This is a genomic window from Streptomyces sp. NPDC103540 (assembly GCF_055584445.1).
The window spans coordinates 372267-398020 of sequence record NZ_JBVJMA010000004.1 but is presented as its reverse complement, the minus strand read 5'-3'; the positions used below and the strand labels follow the sequence as shown (position 1 = coordinate 398020).

At 76.0% G+C, this 25754-nt stretch carries 23 protein-coding genes and 1 tRNA gene; 13 read left to right on the top strand and 11 right to left on the bottom strand.

What is annotated here, in order from left to right:
* Positions 1–5: 5 nt before the first annotated feature.
* Positions 6–848 carry a LysR family transcriptional regulator gene (locus ACZ6ZI_RS12585; protein ID WP_469519244.1) on the bottom strand — a complete coding sequence of 281 codons (843 nt, stop codon included), beginning with the start codon at positions 846–848 and terminating at the stop codon, positions 6–8.
* A gap of 94 nt (positions 849–942) precedes the next feature.
* On the opposite strand from ACZ6ZI_RS12585, the gene ACZ6ZI_RS12580 reads away from it, so the two are divergent.
* Positions 943–1866 (top strand): CTP synthase C-terminal region-related (seleno)protein, encoded by a 924-nt coding sequence (locus tag ACZ6ZI_RS12580; RefSeq protein ID WP_469519241.1) that lies wholly within the window; start codon positions 943–945, stop codon positions 1864–1866.
* 113 nt (positions 1867–1979) lie between these two features.
* A tRNA-His gene (locus tag ACZ6ZI_RS12575) sits at positions 1980–2052 on the top strand.
* Between the two features lie 61 nt (positions 2053–2113).
* Here ACZ6ZI_RS12575 and ACZ6ZI_RS12570 read toward each other — a convergent pair.
* A complete protein-coding gene (locus ACZ6ZI_RS12570) occupies positions 2114–2872 on the bottom strand; it encodes an alpha/beta fold hydrolase (protein ID WP_469519239.1) in 759 nt (252 codons plus the stop codon).
* Between the two features lie 186 nt (positions 2873–3058).
* A complete protein-coding gene (locus tag ACZ6ZI_RS12565; RefSeq protein ID WP_469519236.1) occupies positions 3059–5119 on the bottom strand; it encodes a phosphocholine-specific phospholipase C in 2061 nt (686 codons plus the stop codon).
* A 706-nt stretch (positions 5120–5825) separates the two neighbouring features.
* Here ACZ6ZI_RS12565 and ACZ6ZI_RS12560 point away from each other — a divergent pair.
* Positions 5826–8378 carry a GTPase-associated protein 1-related protein gene (locus ACZ6ZI_RS12560; protein ID WP_469519234.1) on the top strand — a complete coding sequence of 851 codons (2553 nt, stop codon included), beginning with the start codon at positions 5826–5828 and terminating at the stop codon, positions 8376–8378.
* Positions 8379–8393: 15 nt separating this feature from the next.
* Here the strand turns inward: ACZ6ZI_RS12560 and ACZ6ZI_RS12555 are convergent, their stop codons facing one another.
* The 3 genes from ACZ6ZI_RS12555 to ACZ6ZI_RS12545 form a co-directional block, all read right to left on the bottom strand.
* The gene (locus ACZ6ZI_RS12555; protein ID WP_469519231.1) at positions 8394–8924 is read right to left on the bottom strand and encodes a hypothetical protein; all 531 of its coding nucleotides are present in this window, start codon (positions 8922–8924) and stop codon (positions 8394–8396) included.
* 61 nt (positions 8925–8985) lie between these two features.
* Complete coding sequence (locus tag ACZ6ZI_RS12550; protein WP_469519229.1) at positions 8986–9324, bottom strand: hypothetical protein; 339 nt, start codon at positions 9322–9324, stop codon at positions 8986–8988.
* 27 nt (positions 9325–9351) lie between these two features.
* Positions 9352–10878: a hypothetical protein gene (locus tag ACZ6ZI_RS12545; protein ID WP_469519226.1), complete on the bottom strand. Its 1527-nt coding sequence runs from the start codon at positions 10876–10878 to the stop codon at positions 9352–9354.
* A gap of 191 nt (positions 10879–11069) precedes the next feature.
* On the opposite strand from ACZ6ZI_RS12545, the gene ACZ6ZI_RS12540 reads away from it, so the two are divergent.
* The 5 genes from ACZ6ZI_RS12540 to ACZ6ZI_RS12520 all read left to right on the top strand — a co-directional run bounded on the left by ACZ6ZI_RS12540 (position 11070) and on the right by ACZ6ZI_RS12520 (position 16834).
* Positions 11070–12092, top strand: a complete 1023-nt coding sequence (locus tag ACZ6ZI_RS12540; RefSeq protein ID WP_469519221.1) for a 3-oxoacyl-ACP synthase III family protein — start codon at positions 11070–11072, stop codon at positions 12090–12092.
* The gene (locus ACZ6ZI_RS12535) at positions 12089–12838 is read left to right on the top strand and encodes a glycosyltransferase family 2 protein (protein ID WP_469519218.1); all 750 of its coding nucleotides are present in this window, start codon (positions 12089–12091) and stop codon (positions 12836–12838) included. The genes ACZ6ZI_RS12540 and ACZ6ZI_RS12535 overlap by 4 nt, the downstream gene beginning before the upstream one ends.
* On the top strand, positions 12838–14439 hold the full coding sequence (locus ACZ6ZI_RS12530; protein WP_469519215.1) for a class I adenylate-forming enzyme family protein: 1602 nt from the start codon (positions 12838–12840) through the stop codon (positions 14437–14439). The genes ACZ6ZI_RS12535 and ACZ6ZI_RS12530 overlap by 1 nt, the downstream gene beginning before the upstream one ends.
* 62 nt (positions 14440–14501) lie before the next feature.
* On the top strand, positions 14502–15920 hold the full coding sequence (locus ACZ6ZI_RS12525) for a cytochrome P450 (RefSeq protein WP_469519211.1): 1419 nt from the start codon (positions 14502–14504) through the stop codon (positions 15918–15920).
* Positions 15917–16834, top strand: coding sequence for an NAD-dependent epimerase/dehydratase family protein (locus ACZ6ZI_RS12520; RefSeq protein WP_469519208.1), 918 nt, complete (start codon positions 15917–15919; stop codon positions 16832–16834). Before ACZ6ZI_RS12525 ends, ACZ6ZI_RS12520 begins: the two co-directional genes overlap by 4 nt.
* A gap of 101 nt (positions 16835–16935) precedes the next feature.
* On the opposite strand, the gene msrB is transcribed toward ACZ6ZI_RS12520, so the two are convergent.
* From msrB to ACZ6ZI_RS12500, 4 genes are all read right to left on the bottom strand, one after another.
* Positions 16936–17346 (bottom strand): peptide-methionine (R)-S-oxide reductase MsrB, encoded by a 411-nt coding sequence (gene msrB, locus ACZ6ZI_RS12515; protein ID WP_469519205.1) that lies wholly within the window; start codon positions 17344–17346, stop codon positions 16936–16938.
* A gap of 15 nt (positions 17347–17361) precedes the next feature.
* A complete protein-coding gene (murC, locus tag ACZ6ZI_RS12510; RefSeq protein ID WP_469519201.1) occupies positions 17362–18756 on the bottom strand; it encodes a UDP-N-acetylmuramate--L-alanine ligase in 1395 nt (464 codons plus the stop codon).
* A gap of 126 nt (positions 18757–18882) precedes the next feature.
* The gene (locus tag ACZ6ZI_RS12505; RefSeq protein ID WP_363052931.1) at positions 18883–19350 is read right to left on the bottom strand and encodes an indole-3-glycerol phosphate synthase; all 468 of its coding nucleotides are present in this window, start codon (positions 19348–19350) and stop codon (positions 18883–18885) included.
* Positions 19351–19497: 147 nt separating this feature from the next.
* Positions 19498–20280: a pyrimidine reductase family protein gene (locus tag ACZ6ZI_RS12500; protein ID WP_469519197.1), complete on the bottom strand. Its 783-nt coding sequence runs from the start codon at positions 20278–20280 to the stop codon at positions 19498–19500.
* Positions 20281–20364: 84 nt separating this feature from the next.
* On the opposite strand from ACZ6ZI_RS12500, the gene zapE reads away from it, so the two are divergent.
* The 5 genes from zapE (at position 20365) to ACZ6ZI_RS12475 (ending at position 25467) form a co-directional block, all read left to right on the top strand.
* Positions 20365–21423 carry a cell division protein ZapE gene (zapE, locus tag ACZ6ZI_RS12495; RefSeq protein ID WP_469519590.1) on the top strand — a complete coding sequence of 353 codons (1059 nt, stop codon included), beginning with the start codon at positions 20365–20367 and terminating at the stop codon, positions 21421–21423.
* 60 nt (positions 21424–21483) lie between these two features.
* A complete protein-coding gene (locus ACZ6ZI_RS12490; RefSeq protein ID WP_469519194.1) occupies positions 21484–21909 on the top strand; it encodes an OsmC family peroxiredoxin in 426 nt (141 codons plus the stop codon).
* Between the two features lie 178 nt (positions 21910–22087).
* Entirely contained in the window at positions 22088–23530 is a 1443-nt protein-coding gene (locus ACZ6ZI_RS12485; RefSeq protein ID WP_469519190.1) for an alkaline phosphatase PhoX, read from the top strand.
* Positions 23531–23644: 114 nt separating this feature from the next.
* Positions 23645–24553, top strand: a complete 909-nt coding sequence (locus ACZ6ZI_RS12480) for a PPK2 family polyphosphate kinase (protein ID WP_469519187.1) — start codon at positions 23645–23647, stop codon at positions 24551–24553.
* Positions 24554–24570: 17 nt separating this feature from the next.
* Positions 24571–25467 (top strand): polysaccharide deacetylase family protein, encoded by an 897-nt coding sequence (locus tag ACZ6ZI_RS12475; protein ID WP_469519184.1) that lies wholly within the window; start codon positions 24571–24573, stop codon positions 25465–25467.
* Positions 25468–25497: 30 nt separating this feature from the next.
* On the opposite strand, the gene ACZ6ZI_RS12470 is transcribed toward ACZ6ZI_RS12475, so the two are convergent.
* The gene (locus ACZ6ZI_RS12470; protein ID WP_469519181.1) at positions 25498–25746 is read right to left on the bottom strand and encodes a hypothetical protein; all 249 of its coding nucleotides are present in this window, start codon (positions 25744–25746) and stop codon (positions 25498–25500) included.
* Positions 25747–25754 lie beyond the last annotated feature (8 nt).

Genomic DNA, 25754 nt, shown 5'->3' with positions numbered 1-25754 from the left:
GGGGCCTAGGCGACTGCCGTGAGGCGGGCGGCGAGGGCCGCGGCCGCGCCGGTCGGCGTGCCCGGGGCGAGCAGTTCCGTACGGTGCACCAGGCGCGGGGTGGAGGTGAGCGGCAGGGCGACGCCGACGCCCGCCGCCTCGGCGACGCGGCGCGGGAGCAGGGCGATGCCGTGGCCGGCGGCGGCGAGGGCGCACAGCGCCAGCAGGTCGGTGCCGTCGTAGCGCAGGGCGGAGCGCCCGGCGGTGAGGGGCAGGCCGACATCGGGGGCGTCGAGCCATCGGGCGTCGACGAGGTCGTCGAGGCGGACGGTGGTCCGGGCGGCGAAGGGGTGGTCGGCGGGCAGGAGCACGGCGAGCTCCTCCTCGGTGACCCCGGTCACGGTCAGCGGGGCCACGTCGGGCAGACGCAGCGGGTCGCTGGGGGCGGCGAGTCCGTCGACGAGGCCGAGGTCGCAGTGCCCGCCGGCGACGGCGGCCGGCACCTCGTTCGGGGGCAGGACGCGCAGGGTGACCCCGGTGGCGGGCAGGGCGGCGAGGAGGCGGGGGCCGACGGCGAGCGGGGACGCGGCGAGGGTGACGCGGCCGGGGGGTTCGGCGGCCAGGCGCAGGACGTCGGCGCGGGCCGCGTCCAGGCGCAGCAGCAGGGGTCCGGCGTGTTCGAGGAGCCGTGCCCCGGCGGGGGTGGGGGCGACGGGGCGACGGGTGAGCAGCTCGGTGCGCAGGTCGCCTTCGAGGGCGGCGACGTGCTGGGAGACGGCGGACTGGGTGTAGCCGAGTTCCCGGGCGGCGGCGGAGAAGGATGCGAGGCGGGCGACGGTGACGAAGGTGCGCAGGAGGTGGGGGTCCATGGGTCCAGCATGACGCAGTCCATCAGTGATGCTTATCGAGGGTGCAGGAACAATCGTTGGCGCTGAATGCGGATCGGGTCGCAGGATGGGCTCCATGACCTCCACCAGCGCGCCGCACACCGGTCCCGTCACCCGCTCTTCCTCCGACCGGCCCTCCGACCGGCCCTCCGCCCGACCGTCCGACCGACCGTCCGACCGACCGTCCGACCGGCCGTCCGGTCGCACCGGCAACGGGTCCGGTGTCCGTCCCGTCGCGCGGATCGCCCTCGTCGGGGACCGCTCCCCGCACGTGAAGTCCCACACCCGGATCCCGGTCCTGCTGGAGGCGCTGTCGGCGCGCGAGGGCCTGGTCCTGGACGCCTACTGGATCCCCACCGCCGACGCGGGGACCGAGGCCGCCTCGGGCGGCCTGGCCCTCTTCGACGCCGTGTGGGTGCTGCCCGGCAGTCCGTACGCGAGCACGGCCGGGGCGCTGGCCGCGATCCGCGTGGCCCGCGAGGAGGGGATCCCCTTCCTCGGGACCTGCGGCGGCTTCCAGCACACGCTGCTGGAGTACGCCCGTACGGTCTGCGGGCTGACGGACGCGGCGCACGCCGAGGAGGAGCCGGACGCCGTGGAGCCGCTGATCGCACCGCTGGCCTGCTCGCTGGTGGGGCACGAGGGGTTGGTCCGCACCGAGCCGGGCTCGCTGGCCGAGTCGGCGCTGGGCGCGGAACGGTCCGTGGAGCGCTACCACTGCGACTACGGGCCCTCGCCCCGGTACCTGCCGACGCTCACCGCGCACGGCCTGCGGATGTCGGGCCGTGACGAGGAGGGGCGGGTGCGGATCGCGGAGCTGCCCGGGCACCCCTTCTTCCTGGCGACGCTCTTCCAGCCGGAGCTGGCGGGCGACGGGTCGCGTCCGCATCCGGCGATCCGGGCGCTGGCCGAGGCCGCCGTGGCACGGGCCGCCCGACGCCGCGAGGGCCTGACGACCCGCCTGGCCGCCACATTGGCCGCGAGCCGGGCGGCCGGCTGAGTGACCGGCTGGGCGACCGGCTGGGCGACCGGCGAATATCCCGTCGCGGGAGCACCCTTTCGATCGGCTATGCTGTGCGTGCACGACGAACGGGCGGTACGCCGCCCGTCGTGGTGGGTGTAGCTCAGCTGGTAGAGCACCTGGTTGTGGTCCAGGTGGCCGCGGGTTCAAGTCCCGTCACTCACCCTTCGACCCCGTGGGGTACGAGGTTCGCCTCGTACGCCACGGGGCTTTTCGCGTTCCGGCCTCAGGGCCGGCGCAGGAAGGCCTCGACCTCCGTGACGAAGGCGACCGGGGTCTCGTGCGGCGGGTAGTGGCCGGCCCCGGGAATCGTGTGGACGCGGCAGTTCGGGTAGAGGCCCTGCCAGCCGACGCGCATCACCTCGGCGGTCAGGGCGAGGTCGTACTCCCCGACGAGGACCAGGACCGGGACCGTGCTGCCCTTCACGGCGGAGGTCAGGTCGAGGGACTGCCAGTCGGTCAGGTAGGCGGCGAAGGCCTCGGGGCGGGAGACGCTCAGGGAGTGCGCCACCATCCGGTCGATCCAGTACCGGCCGGCCCGGTTGCCGGTGACCAGGTCGAGGATGATCCGACGCTTCTCCGGGTCCTCGGCGGCGCCGTGGAAGAGCGCGTGGGTGGCCTCGTCCATCTCGTAGGGCGCGGCGGGCACGGGGGTGAGGCCGACGAGCTTCTCGATCCGCTCCGGGGAGCGGGCGAGGACCTGCTGGACGGCCTTGCCGCCCATGGAGTGGCCGAGCAGGGAGAAGGTGTCCCAGCCGAGCTGGTCGGCGAGGGCGAGGACGTCGTCGGCGATCTCGGCGAGGGTGTGGGCGCCGGCGACGTCGCGGCGGTCGCCGTAGCCCCGGTAGTCGAGGAAGGCGTACGAGAACCCCTCGGGGTCCAGGTAGTCCAGCACGGAGCCCCAGTTGGCGGAGGTCCCGAACCAGTCGTGCAGCACGATGACGCGGACGGGTCCGGTGCCGATCCGACGGTGGGCGATGGCCATGCGTTCTCCCTCGGTGACGATGACGTGGAAAACCGACGCCGTACGTTCTGCCCGCCGGGCCTACGATCACACCGTCCGGCCGACATCCCTCCCGGAGCCGGACGACGGACCGTCGGACGGGGACCACCGCCGCCCCGGCGGCCTCGCGGCCCCGGAGCGGCGGCCCCGCGCGGGCGCGGGAGCGGCTCAGACGGTCCTGATCGCCGGGTCGGAGACGCCCGGGGCGCCGGTCTCCACGTGTCCGGCGAAGCGGCGCAGGAAGCCGGCGTCCGCGTCGGAGGCGACCGAGACGTCGTACCAGCGGCCCGTCGCGCTCAGGTCGACCGCGTGGGCGACCGTGGCGCCCGCGTCGACCCTGAGGGTCCTGGGCGCGCCGCCGTAGGCGTTCGTCACCGTCAGGTTCACGGCGGTCGTACCGGAGTTGGTCAGGGCGAGGGCGAGGTTGCCCGTGGCGGCGTCGTGGCGGGCCGTGACCTCGGGGCCCGCCTTCTTCGCCGGCCCCTTCCAGGTGCGCAGGAAGCCGTTCGGGCCCCAGACGGTGAGGTCGACGCGGTTGCCGGTGGAGGAGCTGGTGCTCCACGTGTCCGAGAGGGTCTTGCCCGCCTCGACCGTGTAGGGCCAGGGGCCGTCCGTGCGGTTGCCGGAGGTGCTGTGGAAGTGGGCACCGAGCGTGGGACCGGAGGCGAAGGTCAGGGTGAACTTGCCGGTGGAGACGGTGGCCCTGCCGTCCACGTACGGGCTGTAGCCGAGGGCGCGGGTCGGCTTGGAGCCGGCCTCCTGCCGGGGCAGCGTGCCGGTCGCCGGCGGGGTCGGGCGGTAGGAGGGGTGACGGTTGCGGTCCGGCGGCACGTACCCGGCCGTCGAGGGCAGCGCGGCGGGCGCGGAGTCCGCCCGGGCGAAGTCGAAGGCCGAGGTGAGGTCGCCGCAGACGGCGCGGCGCCACGGCGAGATGTTGGGCTCCCGCACGCCGAACCGCTGCTCCATGAAGCGGATCACCGAGGTGTGGTCGAAGGTCTCGGAGCAGACGTAACCGCCCTTGCTCCACGGGGAGACCACGATCATCGGGACGCGCGGGCCGAGTCCGTAGGGGCCCGCCGCGTAGCCGCCGCCCCCGGCGTAGAGGTCGCCGGTCACGCTCGCCGTGGACAGGCCCCAGGCCGACGAGGCGGGCGGGTAGGGCGGGACGACGTGGTCGAAGAAGCCGTCGTTCTCGTCGTAGGTGATGAACAGGGCGGTCTTCGCCCACACCGCCGGGTTCGCGGTCAGCGCGTCCAAGACCTGCGAGATGTACCAGGCGCCGAAGTTCGTCGGCCAGTTCGAGTGCTCGCTGAAGGCCTCGGGGGCGGCGATCCAGGAGACCTGCGGAAGGGTCCCGTTCACCACGTCCGCGCGCAGCCGGTCGAAGTAGCCCTCGCCCGCCTTGGCGTTCGTGCCGGTGCGGGCCTTCTCGTACAGGGGGCTGCCGGGCTGGGCGTTGCGGTACGCGTTGAAGTAGAGCAGCGAGTTGTCGCCGTAGTTGCCCCGGAAGGCGTCGTTGATCCAGCCCCAGGAGCCGGCCGCGTTCAGGCCGTCGCCGATGTCCTGGTAGACCTTCCAGGAGACCCCGGCCGCCTCCAGCCGTTCGGGGTAGGTCTTCCAGCCGTACCCGGCCTCCTGGTTGCCGAGGACCGGACCGCCGCCGACGCCGTCGTTGCCCGTGTAACCCGTCCACAGGTAGTAGCGGTTGGGGTCGGTGGCGCCGATGAAGGAGCAGTGGTAGGCGTCGCAGACGGTGAAGGCGTCCGCCAGGGCGTAGTGGAACGGGATGTCGTTCCGCGTCATGTACGACATGGTCGTGGCCGTCTTGGCGGGCACCCACTTGTCGTACTTGCCGTTGTTGTAGGCCTGGTGGCCGCCGGCCCAGTCGTGGTTGAGTCCCTCCAGGAACTGCATCCCGAGGTCCTCGACCTGCGGGTTGAAGGGGAGGACGTCCTTCGTCCCGTTGGACTGGTGGAAGACGGACTTGCCGTTGTCCTGGAGGACCGGTCGGGGGTCGCCGAAGCCGCGTACGCCCTTCATCGCCCCGAAGTAGTGGTCGAAGGAACGGTTCTCCTGCATGAGGACGACGACGTGCTCGACGTCCCGGATCGTCCCGGTGGCGCCCTGCGCCGGAATGGCGGCGGCCCGCGCGATGCTCTCGTTCAGCATCGTGAAGGCGGCGGCTCCGCCGGCGATCCGCAGGAACCTGCGACGGTTCAGCTCTGTCATGGGTGACGACCTCTGGGGATGAGACGGGGGGGGAGGCGAGGGGCGCCCCAAGGACAGCGGGCCCGGGGTACCGGACGGGGATCGGCGGCCGACGTCCGGCCGTACAGCGGGCGAACGGAAGGCCTGCGGGGCGGGGGGTGCGTCTCCCGAACGGTGTGCGGATCTGCTGCAATGTCCTCCTGCGGTGCGGTGCACACGGCACGGGGGGCGTGGAGCGAATGGCGGGGAAGGTGTCCGGGCGTGCCCGGACGGCGGGCTGCGGCGCGTCGAACGGCGGTGGCCTCGGCGGTGCGTGCGCGCCGCCGGTCGAACGGTACGGCGGAGCGCGCCCCGGGCGACAGACCGCCTGGGCCCCCGGGCCCGCGGGTGCGCCGCGCGCCCCGGGCGGGACGCGGCCGGGCGGGACGGACGCGCGCCGGCGGACGCACGCGGTTCGGACGCGGCCGGGCGGGACTACGTCAGGACGGACGCGGCCGGGCCGGACGGACGCGGGCCGGACGACGCCGGGCCTGGCGAACGCGGGCCTGGCGAAGCCGGAACGGGCGCGGCCGGGCCTGGCGAACGCGGGCCTGAGGAAGCCCGAACGGGCGCAGCCGGGTCGGGCGGACACGGGCCTGGCGAAGCCGGAACGGGCGCGGCCGGGCCTGGCGAACGCGGGCCTGGCGAAGCCCGAACGGGCGCAGCCGGGGCGGGCGGGGGGTCGGCCGTGAACCTGCCGCAGCTGCACTACGCGAGCGCGCCCGAGGGGCCCGGTCCGCGGTGGCTCCCCAGCGCCGCCACCTCCGGGGTGTCCGCGAGCGCGGCGGAGGAGGCCGGGGAGCTGGTCCGCTACGAGCCGCCGGCCGGCGCCCCCGCGCGCCCGACGGCACGGGAACGCGCGGCGCTCCCGGTGGCGTTGAGCCTGAGTCTCCTGTCGGACGGCAGCCGGCTGCTCGCCCGCGCGGGGTACGCGGACGGCACGGACCCGGGGGGCTTCCACGCGCACGCCGTGCACCTGCCGTGGTCCGACCTCGCGCCCGCGACGGGCGCGCTGCCCATCACGGCCTGGGACTCCCCGCAGTGGGCCGCGCGGACCCCGCCGGACGGTCCGCCCCCGCCGCTCGCCCGGATCCCCGTCCCCGGCCCGCACGACCGGGCCGCCCTGACGGAGTTCGTCGCCGCCCGGGGGCCGTGGCTGCCGGCGTTCTTCGCCGACGTGCGACGGCTCGCCCAGGATCCGGCGGCCCCGCCGATCGCGCTGGTCGAGCCCGACAGCGCGGCCGTGGCCCGCTGGGTGATGCTCGCGTGCAGCGTGCTGCCGCACGAGCGGGCCCAGTGGCTCACCTTCACCACCTACACCCGGCACCCGGGTTCCGCCCGCCAGGAGCTCGTCGGGGTGCTGCCCGAGGACGCGGACGGGTCGGCCCTGGCGGAACGCCGCTACCGGATCCACGACGCCACGCGCGGGCCCGCCCCCGACCCCGGGGCGACCCCGGACCCGTGGGCGCGGTCGGCCGCGCGGGTCTGGCGGGCGGGGCGCCCGGAACTGTTCGCGCGCATACGCCGCCTGCCCGGGGACCCGTACGACGCCGCCCGCCTGGACGCCCTCGCCGCCGAGGCCGGCATACCCGCCGACCCCGCCCCGCCGACCCTCCCCGCACCGCGCCCCGACACACCGCCGACACCGACTCCGCACCCGACACCTGCCGCGCCCCCGGCCCCGACCCGGGCCCAGGCCGCGGCGCCTGCCGCCCCCCAGACCCCGCCCGGGACTCCGGCACCGGCCGTGCCCTCGGCGCCCCCGGCAGCACCCCCGGCACCGATCCCGGCAGCGGCACCGGCCGCACCCTGGGCTCCGGCCCCGACCCCAGTGCCGATGCCTGCCCCGCCCCGGGCCCCGGCCCCGCCACCCGCCGCGCCGCCGATCCCCGCACCGGCCTCGCCCCGGGCTCCGACCCCGGCGCCGATGCCTGCCACGCCCCAGGCCCCGGCTCCGACACCGGCCGCGACACCGGTCCCGGCACCGCCCCACGCTCCGCCACCTGCCGCGCCCCCGGTCCCGGTCCCGACCAGGGCACCGGTCCCGGCCGAGCCCCTGCCTCCGGCTCCGGCACCTGCCCCGCCCCAGGCTCCGGCCCCGGCATCGGGACCTGCCGCGCCGCGTGCGGGGGCGGCGCCGCACGAGACGGCCCGGCGGCTGGCGTCGGCGCTGCTGGCCGACCCCGAGGGGCCCGGCGGCGCCGGGGCCCTGGCCGAGATGGCGGCCCTGCCCGTCCTGCGGACCCTCGTGCTCGACCGGCTGGACGCCCTCGCCGCGGGCGACCCGGACGCCGGGGTCCGACTGTTCGCCCGGTCCGGCCCCCGGCTCGGGGCCACCGGGACGCAGCCGCACCTGGCGATGTGCGCGCGGGCCGCCGCCCGCCCCCCGGACCGGGAGCCGGACCGGGTCGGCGCGCTGAACTCCCTGCTCGCGGCGGCCGGGGTCTCCCCGTACGCCGAACCGCTCGTGCTGCGGACCGCCCTGCGGCTGGTGTGGGGCGGGGAACCGATGCGGGCGGACGAGGCCGGGCTGGTCCTCGCCCTGACGGGCGCCCCGCTGCACCACGAGGCCGGCACCTGGGAGCCGCTCGTCCTCGCGGCGGCCCGCGCCCCCGCCTCCGACCCGGCGGCGCAGGAGCTGGCGCCGCGCCTGCTGGCGGCCTTCGGCGCGGAACTGCCCGCGGCGGCGCGCCCGTCGCTGCTGCTCCTGGAACTGGCCGGGCAGCTGCGGTCCGGCACGGTCGGGCCGGACGCCGCCACCGTGCGCCGGACCCTGGAGCTCGGCGCCCTCTCCCCCGACGCGGGCGCCCGCGACCGGGCGTACGGGGCGCTGTCCCGGGCGCTGCTCCGCCCGGACCGCCCCGACGACGGGGGCCCCCGGGCCCTGGCCGGGTGCGAGGACGCCGCACTGCTCGCCGCGTACCGGACGGCCGCCCACGAGGAGGCGGTGGCGGAGCGGCTGCGCCGGTCCCCGCGCTACGTCGCGGACCGCTTCGTCGACTGGTCCGCGCATCCGCAGGGCGGCCCGCTGTGGCGTCAGGCCCGTACGGAGCTGCTCGACGGGATCCTGCTGCCGGCCGTGCGGAGCCTGGGGCGCGGGGAACTGGCCTCCGTAGAGGCGGAGTTGGCCCGGACGGGCGCTCGCGGGGCGGAGGAGTTCCGTGCCTGGCACCGCCCACCCGGCCTCGGACGCCTGCGCGGCCTGTTCTCGGGTCGGGACCGACGGGATCCCGAGGGGTGACGGAAGCCCGACGGCCTACACGTCGTGGCAGGCCCCGGCCTCGAACTCCGCGACGGGGACGGTGGTCGCGGACGCGCCGACCCCGTCCGGGACCGCGGCGCGGCGGACCGTTCCCGGGGTGAGCCCCTCCCGGTCGGCCGGGGTGAAGGAGACCTGGAGCGAGGACGACGAGCCGTCCTCGGTCCAGCCGTACAGGGTGTAGGTGGTCCCGGCGGCGAGCGGTCCGGGGGGTCGCGTCGCGGTCCAGCCGGCGGCGGGGGATTCGAGGGGCCAGGTGGCGAGACCCGCCGTGAGGGGGCGGTCGGCGGTCCACGAACCGACCGTCACGGCCTCGTCCACGCCGTCGCCGTCGACGTGGAGGGTCGCGCCGTCGATCCGGTGCCCGCAGACCATCATGACGCCGAGGAGGCGGCCGTCGGCGGTCACGGAGATGCCGGCGACGGCGTCGACGGGAGCCGTGCACCCCGAGGTCGCCGCCAGGGCCAGGCCGGCCGCGACGGCACCGCCGAGCCGCCGCGGCACCGGCCGCGAGACGGTCGACCGCATGGAGCCCCCTGTCCGGGGACGCGTGCGAGCCCCCTGTCCCCCGGATGGTACGGGCCGGCCGTCAGCCGCCGAGGAGGAGGGTGAGCTCGCGGGTCAGCGCGAGGGCTCCGCTGCCCGCGCCCAGGCCGAGGGTGACGGTCTCCAGGCACCGGCGGATCAGGCCGGGTTCGGGAGCGCGGTGTTCCCGGCCCGCTTCCTCCAGTTCGTCGTTCAGGATCCGCGCCGCCTCGACCCCCTCCTCGGCGGCGCCCTCCTCGTCCAGCCGCCGGGCGAGTTCGGCGGCCAGGCGCAGCACCCGGGCGTCGTCGTCCTCGTCCGGCACCCGCCCGACGTGGATCACGCCGTGGTCGCCGTAGTTGCCGGGGCCGTTGACGTCCCCGTGGAAGTGGTAGGTGCCCATCGCGGTCCTCTCGCGCCGGGTACGGGTTCAGGGCCGGGCGGGGGCCGGGGCCTGACCCCCGGGGCCCGCGGGCCCCTGGCCCTTGCCGGGCTCGCGCCCGGGGCCGGGGCCGGCCAGGTCGATCGTGCCGTGGGAGCCGTAGTTGCCCGGACCGTTGATCGGGCCGTGGAAGGTGTAGCTGTGGTGGTTGATCACCTGCTTCGCCTGTTCGAAGGAGGTGGTGTCGACGTTGTGGTCCTTCAGGAACCGCTCGGTCGCGGTGAGGACGCCCTGTTGGAGGCGCTGGAGGTAGTCCAGGGTGTCGGTGTTGTCGGAGAAGCCCATCCGGGACCAGGAACCGACGCGTGCGCGCAGGCTGCCGGTGGCCCCGTAGTCGTACTCCAGGTGCTGCCGGCCGATGAGCCACCGCGCGTGCCACAGCCCCCACCGGTGCGCGAGCACGGCCCGGCCCTTGCGGAGCAGCCGCAGGGGGGACGTGCACAGGTCGGGCAGGAACCGCCGCGTGGTCGAGGTGAACAGGGTCAGCCACCGGCCGAAGGCGTCCAGCCGCAGGGCCCGCACCCGGTCGAAGCGGAAGTCGAGCGGGGGCACCACGTAGGCGGCCACCTCCCAGGTGAGGCTGGGGTGTTGGAGGCGGGCCCGCAGGTGCATGGAGACGATGACCCGGCCGCCCTCGCCGGCCCGCTCCAGGCACACGTAGGTGCGCATGCCCGAGCCGGGGGCGGCCAGGGCGGCCCGCACCATCTCCGGCGGGACGACGGCGCGCGGCCGGCCCAGCCGGTCGGGCAGCAGGGCCGCGTCCGCGTACCCCACGCGCGTGCCGAGGACGTACAGCCTCTCGCCGGCGCGCAGTCCGCCCAGTCCGGCGATGCTCCCCATCTGTTCGACGACGAAGGCGTGCAGCTCGACCACGTCGAACGGGACGATCTCCAGCGTTCCGTCGCCCGACGGGGCCGCGGCCGGGGTTCCGACGTCGATCGGCTGCCAGACCCGCTCGCGCAGGGACACGCCGCTGCCGACGAAGGGGTGCTCGCGCTCGGCGCCGGCCCAGTACGGGATGACGTTGGCCCGTTCCTGCTCGCGCAGGCGCTCCTCCAGCGCCTCGCCCAGCGGCGGGGCCAGGGTGGCGGCCGGGGCGGCCGCCTCGATGACCTCCAGGGCCAGCGTCCGGCCGCGGTGCTCGAAGGTCAGCACCAGGGCCCAGGCGGCGGCGCACGTGCCCACGAGCCCGAGCAGGGAGCGGCCGAGGAGTTCGGGGCGCCCCTCCACGACCCCGTGCCAGCCCAGGACCACGCAGCCCGCCAGGACCGCGAACAGGCCGACGAGGAGGGCGTCGCGCACGTCGCCCCGACGTCGGGCCAGTCGGGCGTGCCGGGCGAGCCCGACCAGGTCGACGCCCAGGGCCGGCCCCAGGGCCGTGAGCCGGTCCTCGACGAGTTCGGCCGCCGCCTCGCGGGCGAACTCCTCGTCGAGGTGGACGGTGGCGCTCAGCCACCGGTCCGTGGCGTCGTCCCCGTACGGGACGAGGCCTTGTAATCCTCTGCCTTCCCCCATGTCCCCTCCCCCTGTGGTCGATCCACGATACGGATACGGGTCGGCCGGGCCCAGGGGTTCGACAGTCCCTGTCGGGGGTGGTGCGGCGGGGTGGCCGTAGGGGGGAGCGCCCAGGCCTACTCAGCCTCCCCGTACGGGATCTGAGCATCCGTACTCAGGACCGGGCGGACGCCGGTCGCCATCGTGGGGGCATGCTCATACAGTCACACGATCCACGGCCGCGGGTGGGGATCACCGCGGTCGGCAGCCTGTTGCCCGAGGACGTCCTGTCCTCCGACGACCTCCAGCGGGAGGTGGCCCGGCGCAGCGGCCTGAGCCTGCCGCCGAGGCTGCTGACCCTGGCCACCGGGATCGTCTCGCGCCGGGTGGCGGCGCCGGGGGTGTACGCCTCCACGCTCGCCGCCGGCGCGGCCCGTCGGGCCCTGGACGCGGCCGGGCTCGGCCCGATGGACGTGGACCTGCTGGTGTTCGCCTCCGCCTCGCGGGACGTGGTGGAGCCGGCCACCGCCCACATCGTGCAGGCCGACCTGGGCTCCCGGGCGCACGCCGTCGACGTCACGAACGCCTGCAACAGCTTCGTCAACGGCGTCGACCTGGCCCGCAGCGCGATCCTCGCCGGCCGGGCCCGGCGGGCGCTGGTGGTCACCGGGGAGACCCCGAGCCGGGCGGTGCGCACCGATCCGGCCGACCTGGCGGAGTTCCGGGCGGGCTTCGCGGGCTACACGTTCGGGGACGCGGGGGCGGCCGTCGTGGTGGAGGCGGTGGAGCGCGGCGGGATCCTGGACGTGGACAGCGAGACCCACTCCGAGCACTGGGAGGTCGGGGGGATCCCGGGCGGCGGTTCGCGCCACCCGCGCGGGGACGCGTACACGTACTTCCGGGGCGACGGGCACGAGCTGCGCGGGGTGTTCGAGAAGGTGGGGACGGCGGTCGTCGACCGGACGCTGCACCGGGTGGGCATGGACGTGGACGGCTTCGCGAAGGTGCTGGTGCACCAGGTGACGGTGCCGTACCTGGAGCGGTTCGCGGAGCTGACGGGCGTGCCGTCGGACCGGCTGGTGGTGACGGTTCCGGAGCTGGGGAACGTGGCGAGCGCCTCCATCGGCGTCCAGTTGGACCGGGTTTTCGGAGAACTCGCTCCGGGTGAGCGGGTGTTGATCGTGGGCCTCGGCGGCGGGATCAGCATCATGACGATGGTCTGGGAGAAGTCGTGAGCGGGCGCGCGCCGATGTGGGTGGTGGTCCCCGCGCACGACGAGGAGGCCCGACTGGCCGGGACGCTGTCGGCGCTCGCGGCCCAACACGACCGGGACTTCACGCTGTTGGTCGTCGACAACGCCTCCTCTGACGGTACGGGGCGGATCGCGCGGGAGTTCGCGGCGCGGGCGCCGTTCCCGGTGGAGGTCATCGAGGAGCCCGAGAAGGGGGTGGGGTCGGCGGTGGACACCGGCTTCCGGTACGCGATCGACCGGGGCGCCGTCCTGCTGGCCCGTACGGACGCGGACTGCCTGCCGGGACCCGGATGGGCGGGCTCCGCGCGCTCCGCGCTGTCGCTGCGCGGAGGGCTGGTGTGCGGGCGGATCACGGCGCGGCGCGACGAGCACGGCCCCCTCGGGCGGACGCTCTTCGCGTCCCTGGTGGCGCTGGCCGCGCTGTTCGGGCGGCTGCGACCGCTGCACGCGCGCCGGCACGGCTACCGGGCCCCGTACCGGATGCACGCGGGGAACAACATGGCGATCACCGCCGATCTGTACCTGGCCGTGGGCGGGATGCCCCGGCGCCCCTCGCCGACGGACCGGCTGTTCCTGAACGCCGTACGCCGTCACACCGACCGGATCAGCCGCTGCCGGGGCATGGTCGTGGAGAACTCCACGCGGCGCCTGCGGGCCTACGGGATCGCGGGCACCGCCCGCTGGTACCTGGACCAGGGCAGCGGCGCGCACGGAACGGACCCCCGCTGATGCTGGACCGACTCGATCACGCGCTGCGGTCGCGCCCGGAGCGGCCGGCCGTGCTGACCGCGGCCCGTTCGGGGGCGACCCGGGTGCGGGCCACGCGGGGTGAACTCGCCGAGCTGTCCGACGCGTTCGCCGCGGCGCTGCACGCGCGCGGGCTGCGCGCCGGGGACACCGTCGGGGTGGCGGTGCGGCCCGGGCCGCGCGCGCTGGCGGTGCTGCTCGCCCTGTGGCGGCTCGGGCTGCGCGGGGCCGTCCTGGACCCGGGGGCGGGGGCCGAGGTGCTGCGGGCCCGGCTCGCGCTGGCGCGGCCCGCGCTGGTGCTGGCCGACGCCGCGGCGCAGGCGGTGGCGGGCTGGGCGCGCCCGCTGGCCCGACGGGCCGCGCTGGAACTGCCGGAGCTGGCGGGGCTGGGGCCGGTGGCCACGGTCGGCCCGAGGCTGCCGGGCTGCGCGCCCGCGCTGGACCTGACGGCCGCGCGGGTGGGGGTGCCGGTGTACGCGGGGCCCCAGGACGCGGACGCGGTGATCGTGTTCACCTCCGGGACCACCTCGCGGCCCCGGGCGGTGGTGCACACCCGGGCGGGGTTGGCGGCCGGGATGGAGACGGTGGCCGCGCTGTTCGACGGCGGAGACGGTTTCGGCCACGGCTTCGGCGGCGGCTCGGGCGGGGGCTTCGGCGGGGGCGCGGGCCCGGCCGGCGCCGCCGGTGGGCGCGGCGGGGCCGGGCGGGCGGGCGATCCGGTGCTGGGCGGCACGTTCTTCGTGCTCGTGCCCTCGCTGACGCGCGGGGCCCCCGTCGCGCTGCCGGCCCGTTCCCCGCGGGTGCTGGCCCGGCAGTTGGCGCGGCTGCGGCCCCGGGACACGTACCTGACGCCGCCGCAGCTGCGGGACGCGCTGGGCGCGGGCGCCCGGTTCGGGGGGCGGGTGTGGACCGGTTCGGCGCCGGCGAGCGCGGCGCTGCTCGGGCGGGTGCGGGAGGCCGGCGCGGAGCAGGCGTGGGGGGTGTACGCGCTGACCGAGCTGTTCCCGGCGGCGGCGGTGGAGTCCCGGGAGAAGGCGGCCTTCGAGGGCGCGGGCGACCTGGTGGGCGCCCCGCTGCCCGGGGTGCGCGCCGTACCGGACGCGGACGGGCAGCTGCTGCTGGCCGGGCCCGCGGCCCGGGACCGCTACCTGGGGGAGGAACCCGATCCGTGGGTGCGTACGGGCGACCGGGCGCGGCTGGACGGCGCGGGCCGCATCGTGCTGGAGGGCCGCTGCAAGGACATGGTGCTGCGGCGGGCGGAGAACATCTACCCGGGCCTGTACGAGCCCGGGTTGCACGTGCCGGGGGTGGAGCTGGGGGTGCTCGTCGGGGTTCCGGCGGGCGACGGCGACGAACGGCTCGTCGCGGTGGTCCAGCCGCGGCCCGGGGTCGGCGAACCCGCCCTGCGCGCGGCCCTGTCGGGGCCGCTGAGCCGGATGGGCGCGGCCCGGCCGGACGCGCTGCTGTTCGCCCGGATCCCGCTGTCGGGGCGCTCGCGCAAACCGGACCGGGCCGCGGTGTCGGCCCTCGCGGCCCGACGGCTGGCCGCCGGGCGGGCCGGCGGCGCGGGGGGCCGGGCGTGAGCCGGCCCGGGAAGCGCCCGTACGCGTACACCACCACCGTCTCCGGAGAGGTTCACCGTCCCATGACCACCTACCGGGCCGCGGCCCGACGCCGGGACCGCAGGGTCTACCTGTTCGCCCGGCCGTTGCTGTTCGCGCTGCTCGGGGCCGGTCGGGGCCGTCCGGTGCGGCGGCTCGGCCGGACCGTGCTGGTGCACGGCTCCGACGCGTACCGGGAGGCGTTGACGCGGCTGCCGTTGGACCGGGCGGCGGCCGGCACCACGGGCGGGGCCGCCCGGGAGGCGCTGCGCGGGGACGGGGGCGTGCTGTTCGACCAGGAGGGCGGCGGGCACCGGGCGGACCGGCGGGCGCTGGCGGAGCGGCTCGGCGCGGCCGGGGTGGAGGAGCTGCGGGCCGTGTGGCGGCCGTTGCTGGCGCGGGAGCTGGCGCCGCTGGCCCGGGGCGGGGAGGTCGACGTGGTCGCGCTGGCCCGGGTCCTCTCGGGGTCGGTGGTGTGCGCCCTGCTGGACGTGAAGGCCGACGCGCGGGAGCTGGCAGGCGCCGCCGCCGAGGCCGCCGCCGCCTCCGTACGGAGCCACCTGCCGGGCCCGCCCCGGCCGGGTGCGCGGGCGCGGGCGGAGCGGAGCGCCGCGCGGCTGCGGGGGCTGTTGGGTCCGGGGCGGGGGGCGCTGCCCGCGATGGTGGCGGTGGCGGCGGTGAACACCACCGTGGCGGCACTGCCCCGGGCGGTCGCCTGGTGCGCGGACGCGGGGCTGTGGGGGCAGGCGGGCGACGCCGCGACGCGGCCCGCCCTGGTGGACGAACTGCTGCGGGTGACGGCGGCCTCGCCGGTGTTGCCCCGGGTAGCGGCCGGGGCGGGAACCGTCGGGGGGTGCCCGGTGCGGCGCGGGGACCGGCTGCTGCTGGTGGCCCGGCACGCGGTCGGGGCGCACCGGCGTGACCCCGACGGGCGGGATCCGGTCGCGCCCGGGGTGGCCCGGCTGGTGTTCGGGGCGGGGCCGCACGCGTGTCCCGGGGCCCGGTTGGCGGTCGTGTTGCTGGGCGACGTACTGGAGGCGCTGGCGCCGCACCGGCCGGTGGTGGCGCGGGCCCGGGTCGACCGGCGGGCCGCCCTGCCGGGCTGGCGGCGCCTGACGGTACGCCCCGGCGCCACCCCGAAGGCCCCCACCCGCCCGCGCCCCGGCGCTTGCGCGGCGGACGCCGGAACGGCGGCGCACGGCGGCCCGACGGCAGGCCACGCGGAGACGGGGCACGGCCCCGCGGCGCCAGGCCCCGCGGCGTCAGGCCCTGCGGCGTCAGGCCTCGCGGCGGCAGGCCACGGCCCGGCGCCGGACGGCCCGGCGGGGGGCGGCCCGGCGGGGGGCGGCCCGGCGCCGGACGGCTGCGCGCAAGCGGGCCACGGCCCCGCAGGCCTCGCGGCGACGGGCCCCGCCCCGGCGGGCGCGTGCCCGGCGGGCGGCGGCGCGGGGGGCCCGGCGTGAGGGGGGCGCGGGTCGCGGTGACGGGGGCGAGCGGCTTCTGCGGCGGGTGGGTGGCCCGGGAGGCCGCCGCGCGCGGGGCCTCGGTCGTGGGGCTGGGCCGCCGGCCGGGCCCGGTCGGGGAACACCGGTTCTGGGACGCCGCGCGCGCCGAGCCGGACCTGAGCGGCGTCGACGTCGTGGTGCACTGCGCGGCGGCCGTGGGCGATCCCGCGCCGGGGGCGCGGGCGGAGGCGGCCATGCGGGCGGTGAACGTGGACGGTACGGCCCGGCTGCTGCGGGCGGCCGCCGGCCGGCCGGTGGTGTGGGTGAGCAGCGCCAGTGTGTACGACCCGCGCTCCGGCCGGGAGCGGATCGCCGAGGGGCATCCGCGGACGGGACAGCTGAACGCCTACGGCCGTACGAAGGCGGCGGGCGAGACGCTGGCCCTGGCGGCGGGGGCGGTCGTGCTGCGGCCCCGGGCGGTGTACGGGCCGGGTGACACGCAGCTGCTGCCCCGCCTGCTGTCCCGGGTCCGGGCGGGGACCCTGCTGCTGCCGGGTCCGGACGTGCGCCTGAGCCTGACGGCGGTGGAGAACCTCGCGGACGCCTGCCTGGCGGCGGTCGGCTGGCCCCCGGGCGCGTACAACGTGGCGGACGCCGCCCCCTACGGGCGGGACGCGGCGGTCGGCGCGGTGCTGCGGGCCCACGGGGTGCGGGCCCGGATCCGGCACCTGCCGCTCCCGGTGGCCCGTACGGCGGCCCGCGCGGCCCAGGCGGCGGCCCGCCTGACGGGCGGGGAGCCGGTCCTCAGCCGCTACGCGGTGGACCAGCTGTCGCATCCGGTCGTCCTGGACCTGGCCCGCTCCCGGTCCCGCGGCTGGATCCCCGGGCGCACCCTGGACGACCACCTCGCGGAGGTGGTCCGGAACGCCTGAACACGGCCCGAGGGCCCTCCCGATCCGCGCGGGGCGGATGCGGGAGGGCCCTCGGGGAGTTCACGGACACCCGTGGGGTCGGCCGCCGGGCGGCCGGGGGGTCAGCCCTCCTGCGTCGGGTTCAGGCGCAGGGAGATGCTGTTGATGCAGTACCGCTGGTCGGTCGGGGTGGGGTAGCCCTCGCCCTCGAAGACGTGGCCGAGGTGGGAACCGCAGCGCGCGCAGAGCACCTCGGTGCGGACCATGCCGTGGGAGGCGTCGGCGACCAGCTCGACGGCCTCGCTGTCCTTGGGGTCGAAGAACGACGGCCAACCGCAGTGCGACTCGAACTTCTCCGAGGAACGGAACAGCTCGGCGCCGCAGCCGCGGCAGGAGTAGACGCCCTCCGTCTTGGTGTCGGTGTACTCGCCCCGGAAGGCCGGCTCGGTGCCCGCGAGGCGCAGCACCTGGTACTCGGACGGGGTCAGCTCGGCCTGCCACTGCTCGTCCGTCTTCTGGACCTCGTACGCCATGACGTTCCCGCTCCCTCAGTTCGACAGGCGGGCGAGGATCTGCGGTCCCAGATCCGTGACGTCGCCCGCGCCCATGGTGAGAACGAGATCGCCGGGCTTGGCCATTCCCGCGATGACGTCGGCGACGGCGCCCTTGTCGTGCTCGGCGTTGACGTCGGCCCCGGCGGCGCGGGCGGCGGCGATGATCAGCTCGCTGGTGATGCCCGGGATCGGGTCCTCGCGGGCCGGGTAGATGTCGAGGACCACGGAGGCGTCGGCGAGGGAGAGGGACTGCCCCATCTCCTTGCCCAGCTCCTGGGTGCGGGAGAAGAGGTGCGGCTGGAAGACGACCAGGATGCGGGCGTCGCCGGCGGCGCCGCGGATGGCCTCCAGGTCGGCGGTCATCTCGGTCGGGTGGTGCGCGTAGGAGTCGATGACCTGGACGCCGGCGGCCTCGCCCTTGAGCTGGAGGCGGCGCTTGACGCCGGTGTACTTGCCGAGGGCGGAGGCGAGGTTGTGCGCCGGGATGCCGAGGGCGACGCCGGCGGCGAGGGCGGCGACGGCGTTGTGCGCGTAGTGGCGGCCGGGCACGGAGACGGTGAAGGTGAGCATCCGGCCGTCGAGGAGGACGGTGACCTCGCTGGTCAGACCACGCGGGGTGATCTTGGTGATGCCGACGTCGGCGGCCTCGTCCTCGCCGTAGGTGACGACGTTCAGGCCGTCGCGGTCGGCGACGCGGCGGGCGATCTCGGCGGCGCCCTCCTGGCCGTGGGCGACGACGAGGGTGCCCCCGGGGACGATCTTGCCGACGAAGGTCTCGAAGGACTCGTGGATCTCTTCCATCGACGCGTAGTTCGCGTGGTGGTCGAGTTCGGCGTTGAGGATGATCGCGACCCGCGGCGTGTACTTGTGGAAGCTGCGGTCGCTCTCGTCGGCCTCGGCGACGAAGATGTCGCCCTCGCCGTGGTGGGCGTTGGAGCCGGGGGCGTCCAGGTCGCCGCCGATGGCGTACGAGGGGTCGAGGCCGAGGGCGGAGAGGGAGACCGCCAGCATCGAGGTGGTGGTGGTCTTGCCGTGGGTGCCGGCGACGGCGATGGGGCGCAGGCCGTCCATCAGGGCCGCGAGGGCGTCGGAGCGGTGCACGACGGGGATGCCCAGCTCGGCGGCGCGGGCCAGCTCGGGGTTGTCGGCGCGGATGGCGCTGGAGACGACCACGCAGGTGGAGTCGGCGGCGAGGTGGTCGGCGGCGTGCCCGAGGTGGACCGTGGCGCCGTGGGCGCGCAGCGCCTGGGCGGTCTCGGAGTCTCGGGAGTCGCTGCCGGCCACCTTCGCGCCGCGCTGGGCGAGGATCTTCGCGATGCCGGACATGCCGGCGCCGCCGATGCCGATGAAGTGGGGCCGTTCCATCGCGGTCGGCAGGCCGGGCTTCATTCAGGTCGCTCCAGGATCGTGTGCGTGCGCACTCCGTGGTGTCGTGCGCACTGCGTGGTGTCGTGCGTGCTGCGTGTGGTGGTGCGTGCCGCGTGGTGCGTCGTGCGGGGGCTGTGCCCGCCCAGCCTATTCGTTGTGGGCGAACAGTTTGAGCACGGGAACCCCGACCTTGTGCCGGGCCCGGGAGGCCCAGTCCCGGTGGAAGAACTCCTCGACGAAGTGGGGGGCGGTCAGGACGATCACCTCGTCGGCCGCGGTCTCGTCGACGACGGCCTTGAGTTTGTCGAGGGGATGGTTCTCGACGAGGTGTCCGACGGCCGTGGCGCCCTTCTTGCGCAGGGCGGCGAGGGAGTGTTCGAGGGCCTGGGCGGCGGGGCCGCGGGCGGCGTCGCCCTCGGGCACGTCGGCCTCGTGGAGTGCTTCGGGCAGTTCGCCGAGCGCGACGTCGTCGATGGCGCGGAGCAGTCGGTCCTGGTCGCCCCTGGGTTGCATGAGGACGACGAACGAGACCCGGTCGTCTCCGTGCAGGGTGGTGACGAAGTCCACGTCGACCGTGGTCAGCGGCTGCTCGATCATCAATACGCTCGTGAACACGGACGCCCTCTCCTTCGTGCGCCGGGGCGGGTCGGCCGGCCCCGGCGGAAACCATCCTGCCCCGCTGTGACGCGGGGCCTGCGCAGATATATGTGCCCAGGAATGTGCCCACCGGAAGCGAAGCGGAACGACAAATTCCGCCTCTCTTCAGATCCGACGGTAGCTCGTGAAGAGGAACCCGGCCTCTTCCAGTACGCAGGCCGGCGCGAGCCGGTGCGGAACCGTGACGGACGGCCCGCCGGCGATCCGCTGCGCGTTGCCGGCCGTCAGGGTCGGGGAGATCGTCAGGCACAGCTCGTCCAGCGCGTCGGCCGCCACGAACTGGCCCAGCAGCCGGGGACCGCCCTCGGTCAGCTGCCGGCGCAGCCCCCGCGCCGCCAGCTCCCGTACGGCCCGCAGCGGGTCCACCGCGGCCCCGTCACCGGCCACCACCACCTCGACCCCGGCCGCGCGGGCCTCGGCCACCCGGTCCGCGGGGGCGCCGGAGCCGGTGAGCACGAGCGTGGGCACCAGCGGGGAGGTGAACAGCGGCAGGCCGAAGTCCAGGTCCAGGCCGGCGGTGACCACGGCGATGGCCGCCGCCGGGCCCTGCCCGGCGGCCTCGCGGCGGGCCGCGAAGGCCTCCCGGGCGCGGGCCGGGCGGTACCCCTCCTGGCGAACCGTTTCCGCGCCCACCACGACCACGTCGGCCAGCGCCCGCAGGGTGCCGAAGATCCGCATGTCGGTCTCGCCCGAGATGGGCTGGGAGCGCCCGTCGTGCTGCGCGGCGCCGTCGAGGGTGGAGACCATGTTCGCCCGCAGCCAGTGGGCCTCGGGGGCGAGCGGCGGATAGGCGTAGGCCTCGGCGAGCTCGTCGAGCGACCACGCGCGGTCGGTCAGGTCCCGGGACGGGGCGGATGTCTGATCGGTCACAGGGAACAGGCGGCGCATCGGTGCAGTCTGACACGCCCCGTAGAGTTAAGAGCTGTGTCGACCTCTCTCTCCACCCCCGGTCCCGCCTCCGGGCGGCCCCCGATAGCCGACGCGGGTCCGCAGGCCCTGTGCGCCCGCGAGCCGCGCGTACCCGCCGAACGGCTGGTGGCCGAGATGGTGCCGCCGCCCCGCTTCGACTCGGTCCGCTTCGACACCTACAACCCGGACCCCGCGCAGCCCAGCCAGGCCGAGGCCGTCACCGTCCTCGCCGACTTCGCCGCCGGGCTCGGCGGCGCGCACGCCACCGGTCCCGCCAAGCGCCGCTGGTTCTCCCGCAAGCCCGCCGCACCCGCCGCCGGCCCCCGGGGCGTCTACCTCGACGGCGGCTACGGCGTCGGCAAGACCCACCTGCTGGCCTCCCTGTGGCACGCCACCCCCGCCGAGCCCGCCCTCAAGGCCTTCGGCACCTTCGTGGAGCTCACGAACCTGGTCGGCGCCCTCGGCTTCCAGCAGACCGTCCAGACCCTCGGCGGACACCGCCTGCTGTGCATCGACGAGTTCGAGCTGGACGACCCGGGCGACACCGTCCTCGTCTCCTCCCTGCTCAGCCGCCTCGTGGAGCAGGGCGTGGCCCTCGCCGCCACCTCCAACACCCTGCCCGGCAAGCTCGGCGAGGGCCGGTTCGCGGCCGCCGACTTCCTGCGGGAGATCCAGGGCCTGTCCTCGCACTTCCGCCCCCTGCGCATCGACGGCCAGGACTACCGCCACCGCGGCCTGCCCGAGGCACCGGCGCCCTTCTCCGACGAGCAGGTCGCGAAGGCCGCGTACGCCACCGCCGGCGCGAGCCTCGACGACTTCCCCGGACTGCTGGAGCACCTGGCGAAGGTCCACCCGAGCCGCTACGGCGCCCTCACGGACGGGATAGCGGCGGTCTGCCTGACCGACGTCGTCCCGGTGCCGGACCAGTCGACCGCACTGCGCCTGGTCGTGCTCGCCGACCGGCTGTACGACCGCGAGGTCCCCGTCCTCGCCTCCGGGGTCCCCTTCGACCGGCTCTTCAGTGAAGAAATGCTCAACGGCGGCTATCGGAAGAAGTACTTCCGCGCGATATCGCGGCTCACCGCGCTCGCGCGCGACGCGAAACCCCTGGTGGCCCAGTAGGTTTGGGACGGCCGGGCGCTCCTTGGGCCCGGCCGTTTCCACGTCTGCGAAGGGATCACCATGGCCACCACGCGTCACGCGCACACCGTCTGGGAAGGCAACCTGCTGGAGGGCAAGGGCGTCGTCAGCCTCGACTCCTCGGGCATCGGCTCGTACGACGTCTCCTGGCCCTCCCGCGCCGAGGCCGCGAACGGCAAGACCAGCCCGGAAGAGCTGATCGCCGCCGCCCACTCCAGCTGCTTCTCGATGGCCCTCTCCCACGGTCTCGCCGGCGCGGGCAACCCGCCCACCCGCCTGGAGACCAAGGCCGACGTCACCTTCCAGCCGGGTGAGGGCATCACCGGCATCCACCTGACCGTCAAGGGCGAGGTCCCGGGTCTGGACGAGGCCGGTTTCGCCGCCGCCGCCGAGGACGCCAAGAAGAACTGCCCGGTGAGCCAGGCGCTGACCGGTACGACGATCACCCTGAGCGCCGAACTCGCCTGATCCTCCGATCGGCGGCGTTCCGTCCACCCCACCGGGCCCCCGCACGCGTCGTGCGGGGGCCCGGTGGGGTGACGGACCGGGTGAGGCCGCCGCGACGGCGCTCGCGTCGCGGGCTCCGCGCCCGCCCCGCGTGGTACCACGGGCCGGTCATCTCCAGTCGCCCACCGGGGAGTTGCCGATGTCCGTCACCCGACGCAGCCTGCTCGCGGCCGGCACGATCGCCTTCAGCGGAGCGCTCGGCGCCCTGTTCGCCGGGACGGCGGGCAGCCGCGCGGCCGTGCCCCCCGCAGGGCCGGCGCCCGGCGCCCCGCCCGGGTCGGCGGCCGGGTTCGGGTCTGCGGCCGGCGGGTCCACGGCCGGCGGGTCCACGGCCGGGTTCGGGGGGTACGGGCCCCTGCGGCCCGATCCGCGCGGGTTGCTCGACCTGCCCGAGGGGTTCTCGTACCGGGTCCTGTCGCGCGCCGGGGACCCGCTGCGCTCGGGCGAGGGCCCCGTACCGGCCAACTGCGACGGCATGGCCGCGTTCGACGCGGGCGAGGGGCGGGTCCGTCTGGTGCGCAACCACGAGAACCGCGTCGGCGCCGCGCTGCGGGTGCCGGCCGTGGAGGGGCTCACGTACGACCCGGCGGCCCGGGGCGGTTGCACCGTGCTGGAGCTGGACGCGGCGGGCGGGGTCCGCGTCGAGCGGGTGGCCCTCGCCGGTACCGCCGTCAACTGCGCGGGCGGCCGCACCCCTTGGAACACGTGGCTGAGCTGCGAGGAGACGGAGGACCGGGCGGGCACCGACGGGTACGCCCGGGACCACGGCCACGTCTTCGAGGTCGACCCCGCCGACCCCCACCGACTGGGCGCGGTCCCGCTGACGGCGCTCGGGCGCTTCGCCCACGAGGCCGTCGCCGTGGACCCGTACCGCGGTGTGGTCTACGAGACGGAGGACGCCTTCGTGCGCCCCTTCGGCCTCTTCTACCGCTTCCTGCCCGCGCGCCCCCTCGGCGGCCCCGGCTCGCTTCGGGCCGGGGGGCGGTTGGAGGCCCTGCGGGTGCCCGGTCTCCCCGACCTGTCCGTGGTGGACGAGCCGGGGGCGGAGTTCCCCGTCGAGTGGGTGCCCGTACCCGATCCGTCGGCCGCCGGGACGCCGATCCGGTTCCAGGACTTCGGGCCGGGCGGGATCACGCACGCCCAGAAGCTGGAGGGCTGCTACTGGGGCGGCACGGGGGTGTACTTCGTCTCCAGCTTCGCCCGCGCGGCCGAGGGGGCCGGCGCCGACCACCACGGGCAGGTCTGGTTCCTCGACCCGCTGCGCTCCCGGCTGCGGCTGGACGTCCGCTTCGGCCCGTCCTCGGACGTCCGGCTGCCGGGGGACTCCCCCGACAACATCTGCCCGGCACCCGACGGCGGGCTGATGGTGTGCGAGGACGGCGCCGGGGAACAGTACGTCTTCGGGGTGACCCCGCACGGCGAGGTCTACCCGGTCGCCCGCAACGCGCAGGACATCGGCGGGCCGGCGGCACCGGAGTGGGGGGAGTTCGCGGGGGTGACCTTCTCCCCGGACCGGCGGACCCTGTACGTCAACGCCTACGCCCCCGGGACGACGTTCGCGGTGACGGGGCCCTGGCGGTGAGCGGGCCGGGGCCGCGCCCCTGGCCGTGGCCGTGGCCGCCGCGTCGCGGCCCCCTTCGATCCGGTGGAGGATCGAAGGGCGGCGGACGGGATCGACGGAGGCGGGTGGCCGGCGGTGGCGAAGAAGAGCGGCACCTCGCGACGGGGCGGGGAACGGGAGCACGCGGAGCGCGGCGCCGGCCCTGAGGGCCCGCTCCGGGCATCGCTGCGGGTGGCGCCCGGGGCGCGCGTGGACCTCGGCTCGTACCGGACCGACTCCCTCCCCGGCGGCCCCGTCGACAAGGCGGCCGGGGTCGCGGCCACCGCCGCGGCGGCCGGTCGGCTGGCCACGCTCCAGGAGCGGCTGTACGCGGCGAGCACGGGCGGGGACCGGCGTCGGCTGCTGCTGGTCCTCCAGGGCATGGACACCTCCGGCAAGGGCGGCACGGTCAAGCACGTGATCGGCCTGCTCAACCCGTCCGGCTGCCGGATCACGGCCTTCAAGGCGCCCACGCCCGAGGAGCGGGACCACCCCTTCCTCTGGCGGATCATGCGGGCGCTCCCCCGCGCGGGCGAGATCGGCATCTTCGACCGTTCGCACTACGAGGACGTCCTCGTCGCCCGGGTCCGCGAGCTGGTGCCGCGCGAGCGGCTGGAGCGGCGCTACGAGGAGATCAACCTCTTCGAGAGGTCCCTCGTCGACGACGGCGTGACCGTGGTCAAGGTGTTCCTGCACATCGGCCGCGAGGAGCAGCGCGAGCGGCTGCTGAAGCGGTTGGACGACCCGGAGAAGCACTGGAAGTTCGCTCCGGGCGACATCGAGGACCGCGGCAGGTGGCCCGCGTACCAGGAGGCCTACGCGGTGGCGCTGGAGAGGTGTTCCACGCAGGCGGCGCCCTGGTACGTCGTCCCGGCGGACCACAAGTGGTACCGCGACTGGGCGGTCGGCACCCTCCTGCTGGAGCACCTGGAGGAGATCGGCCCGAAGTACCCGCCGGGCGACTTCGACGTCGCCGAGTGCCGTAAACGTCTGCTTGCCACATAGTCATATATTTTGCGTACGTGACCCTTTCTGTACGCAAAGTGGCGGCCGTGGCCGCGCTCAGTGCCGCCCTCGCGGGATGCGGGGGCGGCACCGGTACGTCGCAGGACGGCGGCCAGGCACGCATCGGCAAGCCGGCGGCCTCCGCACCGGGCTCCGCCCCGGCCTCCCCGTCCGCCGCCGCGCCCGTCTCCCCGCGCCCCGGCGCCCCGGGCAGGGCGCCGACCATGGCCCCCGGCCCGAACGGCCTGACCCCCGTCTTCGAGCGGGCCCGCGCGCAGACCGACAAGGTCGTGGCGTTGACCTTCGACGCCGACATGACCTCCGATCAGGGCCCCCGCGCCGCCTCGGGCGAGAGGTTCGACAACCCGGACCTGATCGCCACCCTGCGCCGGCTCCAGGTGCCCTCGACCGTCTTCATGACGGGCCGCTGGGCGGAGGAGTACCCGGACCAGGCGAAGGCCATCGGCACCGACCCGAACTTCGAGATCGCCAACCACTCCTACAGCCACCACGCCTTCACGTCCCCCTGCTACGGGCTGCCCGCCCTGGACGACGAGGCCGCACGGGCCGACGTCGACCGGGCCTTCGCCGCGTTCCGCACGGCCGGGGCCGTCAACACGGTCCCCTACTTCCGCTTCCCCGGCGGCTGCTACGACGACCGGGCGCTGCGGGCCATCTCCGCCGCCAAGGTCACCGCGGTCCAGTGGGACGTGGTCAGCGGAGACGCCTTCGCCAAGGACCCCGACGCCGTGGCGCAGCAGGTGCTGGCCGGGGTGAAGCCCGGCTCGGTGGTCGTCATGCACTGCACGCGCAGCGCGGCGCCCGTCACCGAGGAGGCCATCCGGAAGATCGTCCCGGAGCTGCGCAAGCGCGGCTACCGGTTCGTGAAGGTGTCCGAGCTGATCGGGAAGTAGCCGGGCCGGCCGCGGGAGGGGGTCGTCGCGTCAGCCCGAGCAGGCGGAGCGCTGCGCGTCCTGCCACTCGCAGACCGGGCACAGCACGACGCCCGGGGTGGCGACCCCGTACTCGGTGGGTTCGCCGCACCGCACGCAGTCGGCGTACGGCGGACCGGGCACCCGCCCGGCCGGTACGGCGGGCGCGGGACAGTACGAGGCCGCGTCCGCCGGCTCGGTGGACTCGACGTGTCCGGCCGGCTCGGCGGGACGGTGCTGCGGTGCGCGCTCGCGTTCCATGCCCCCGA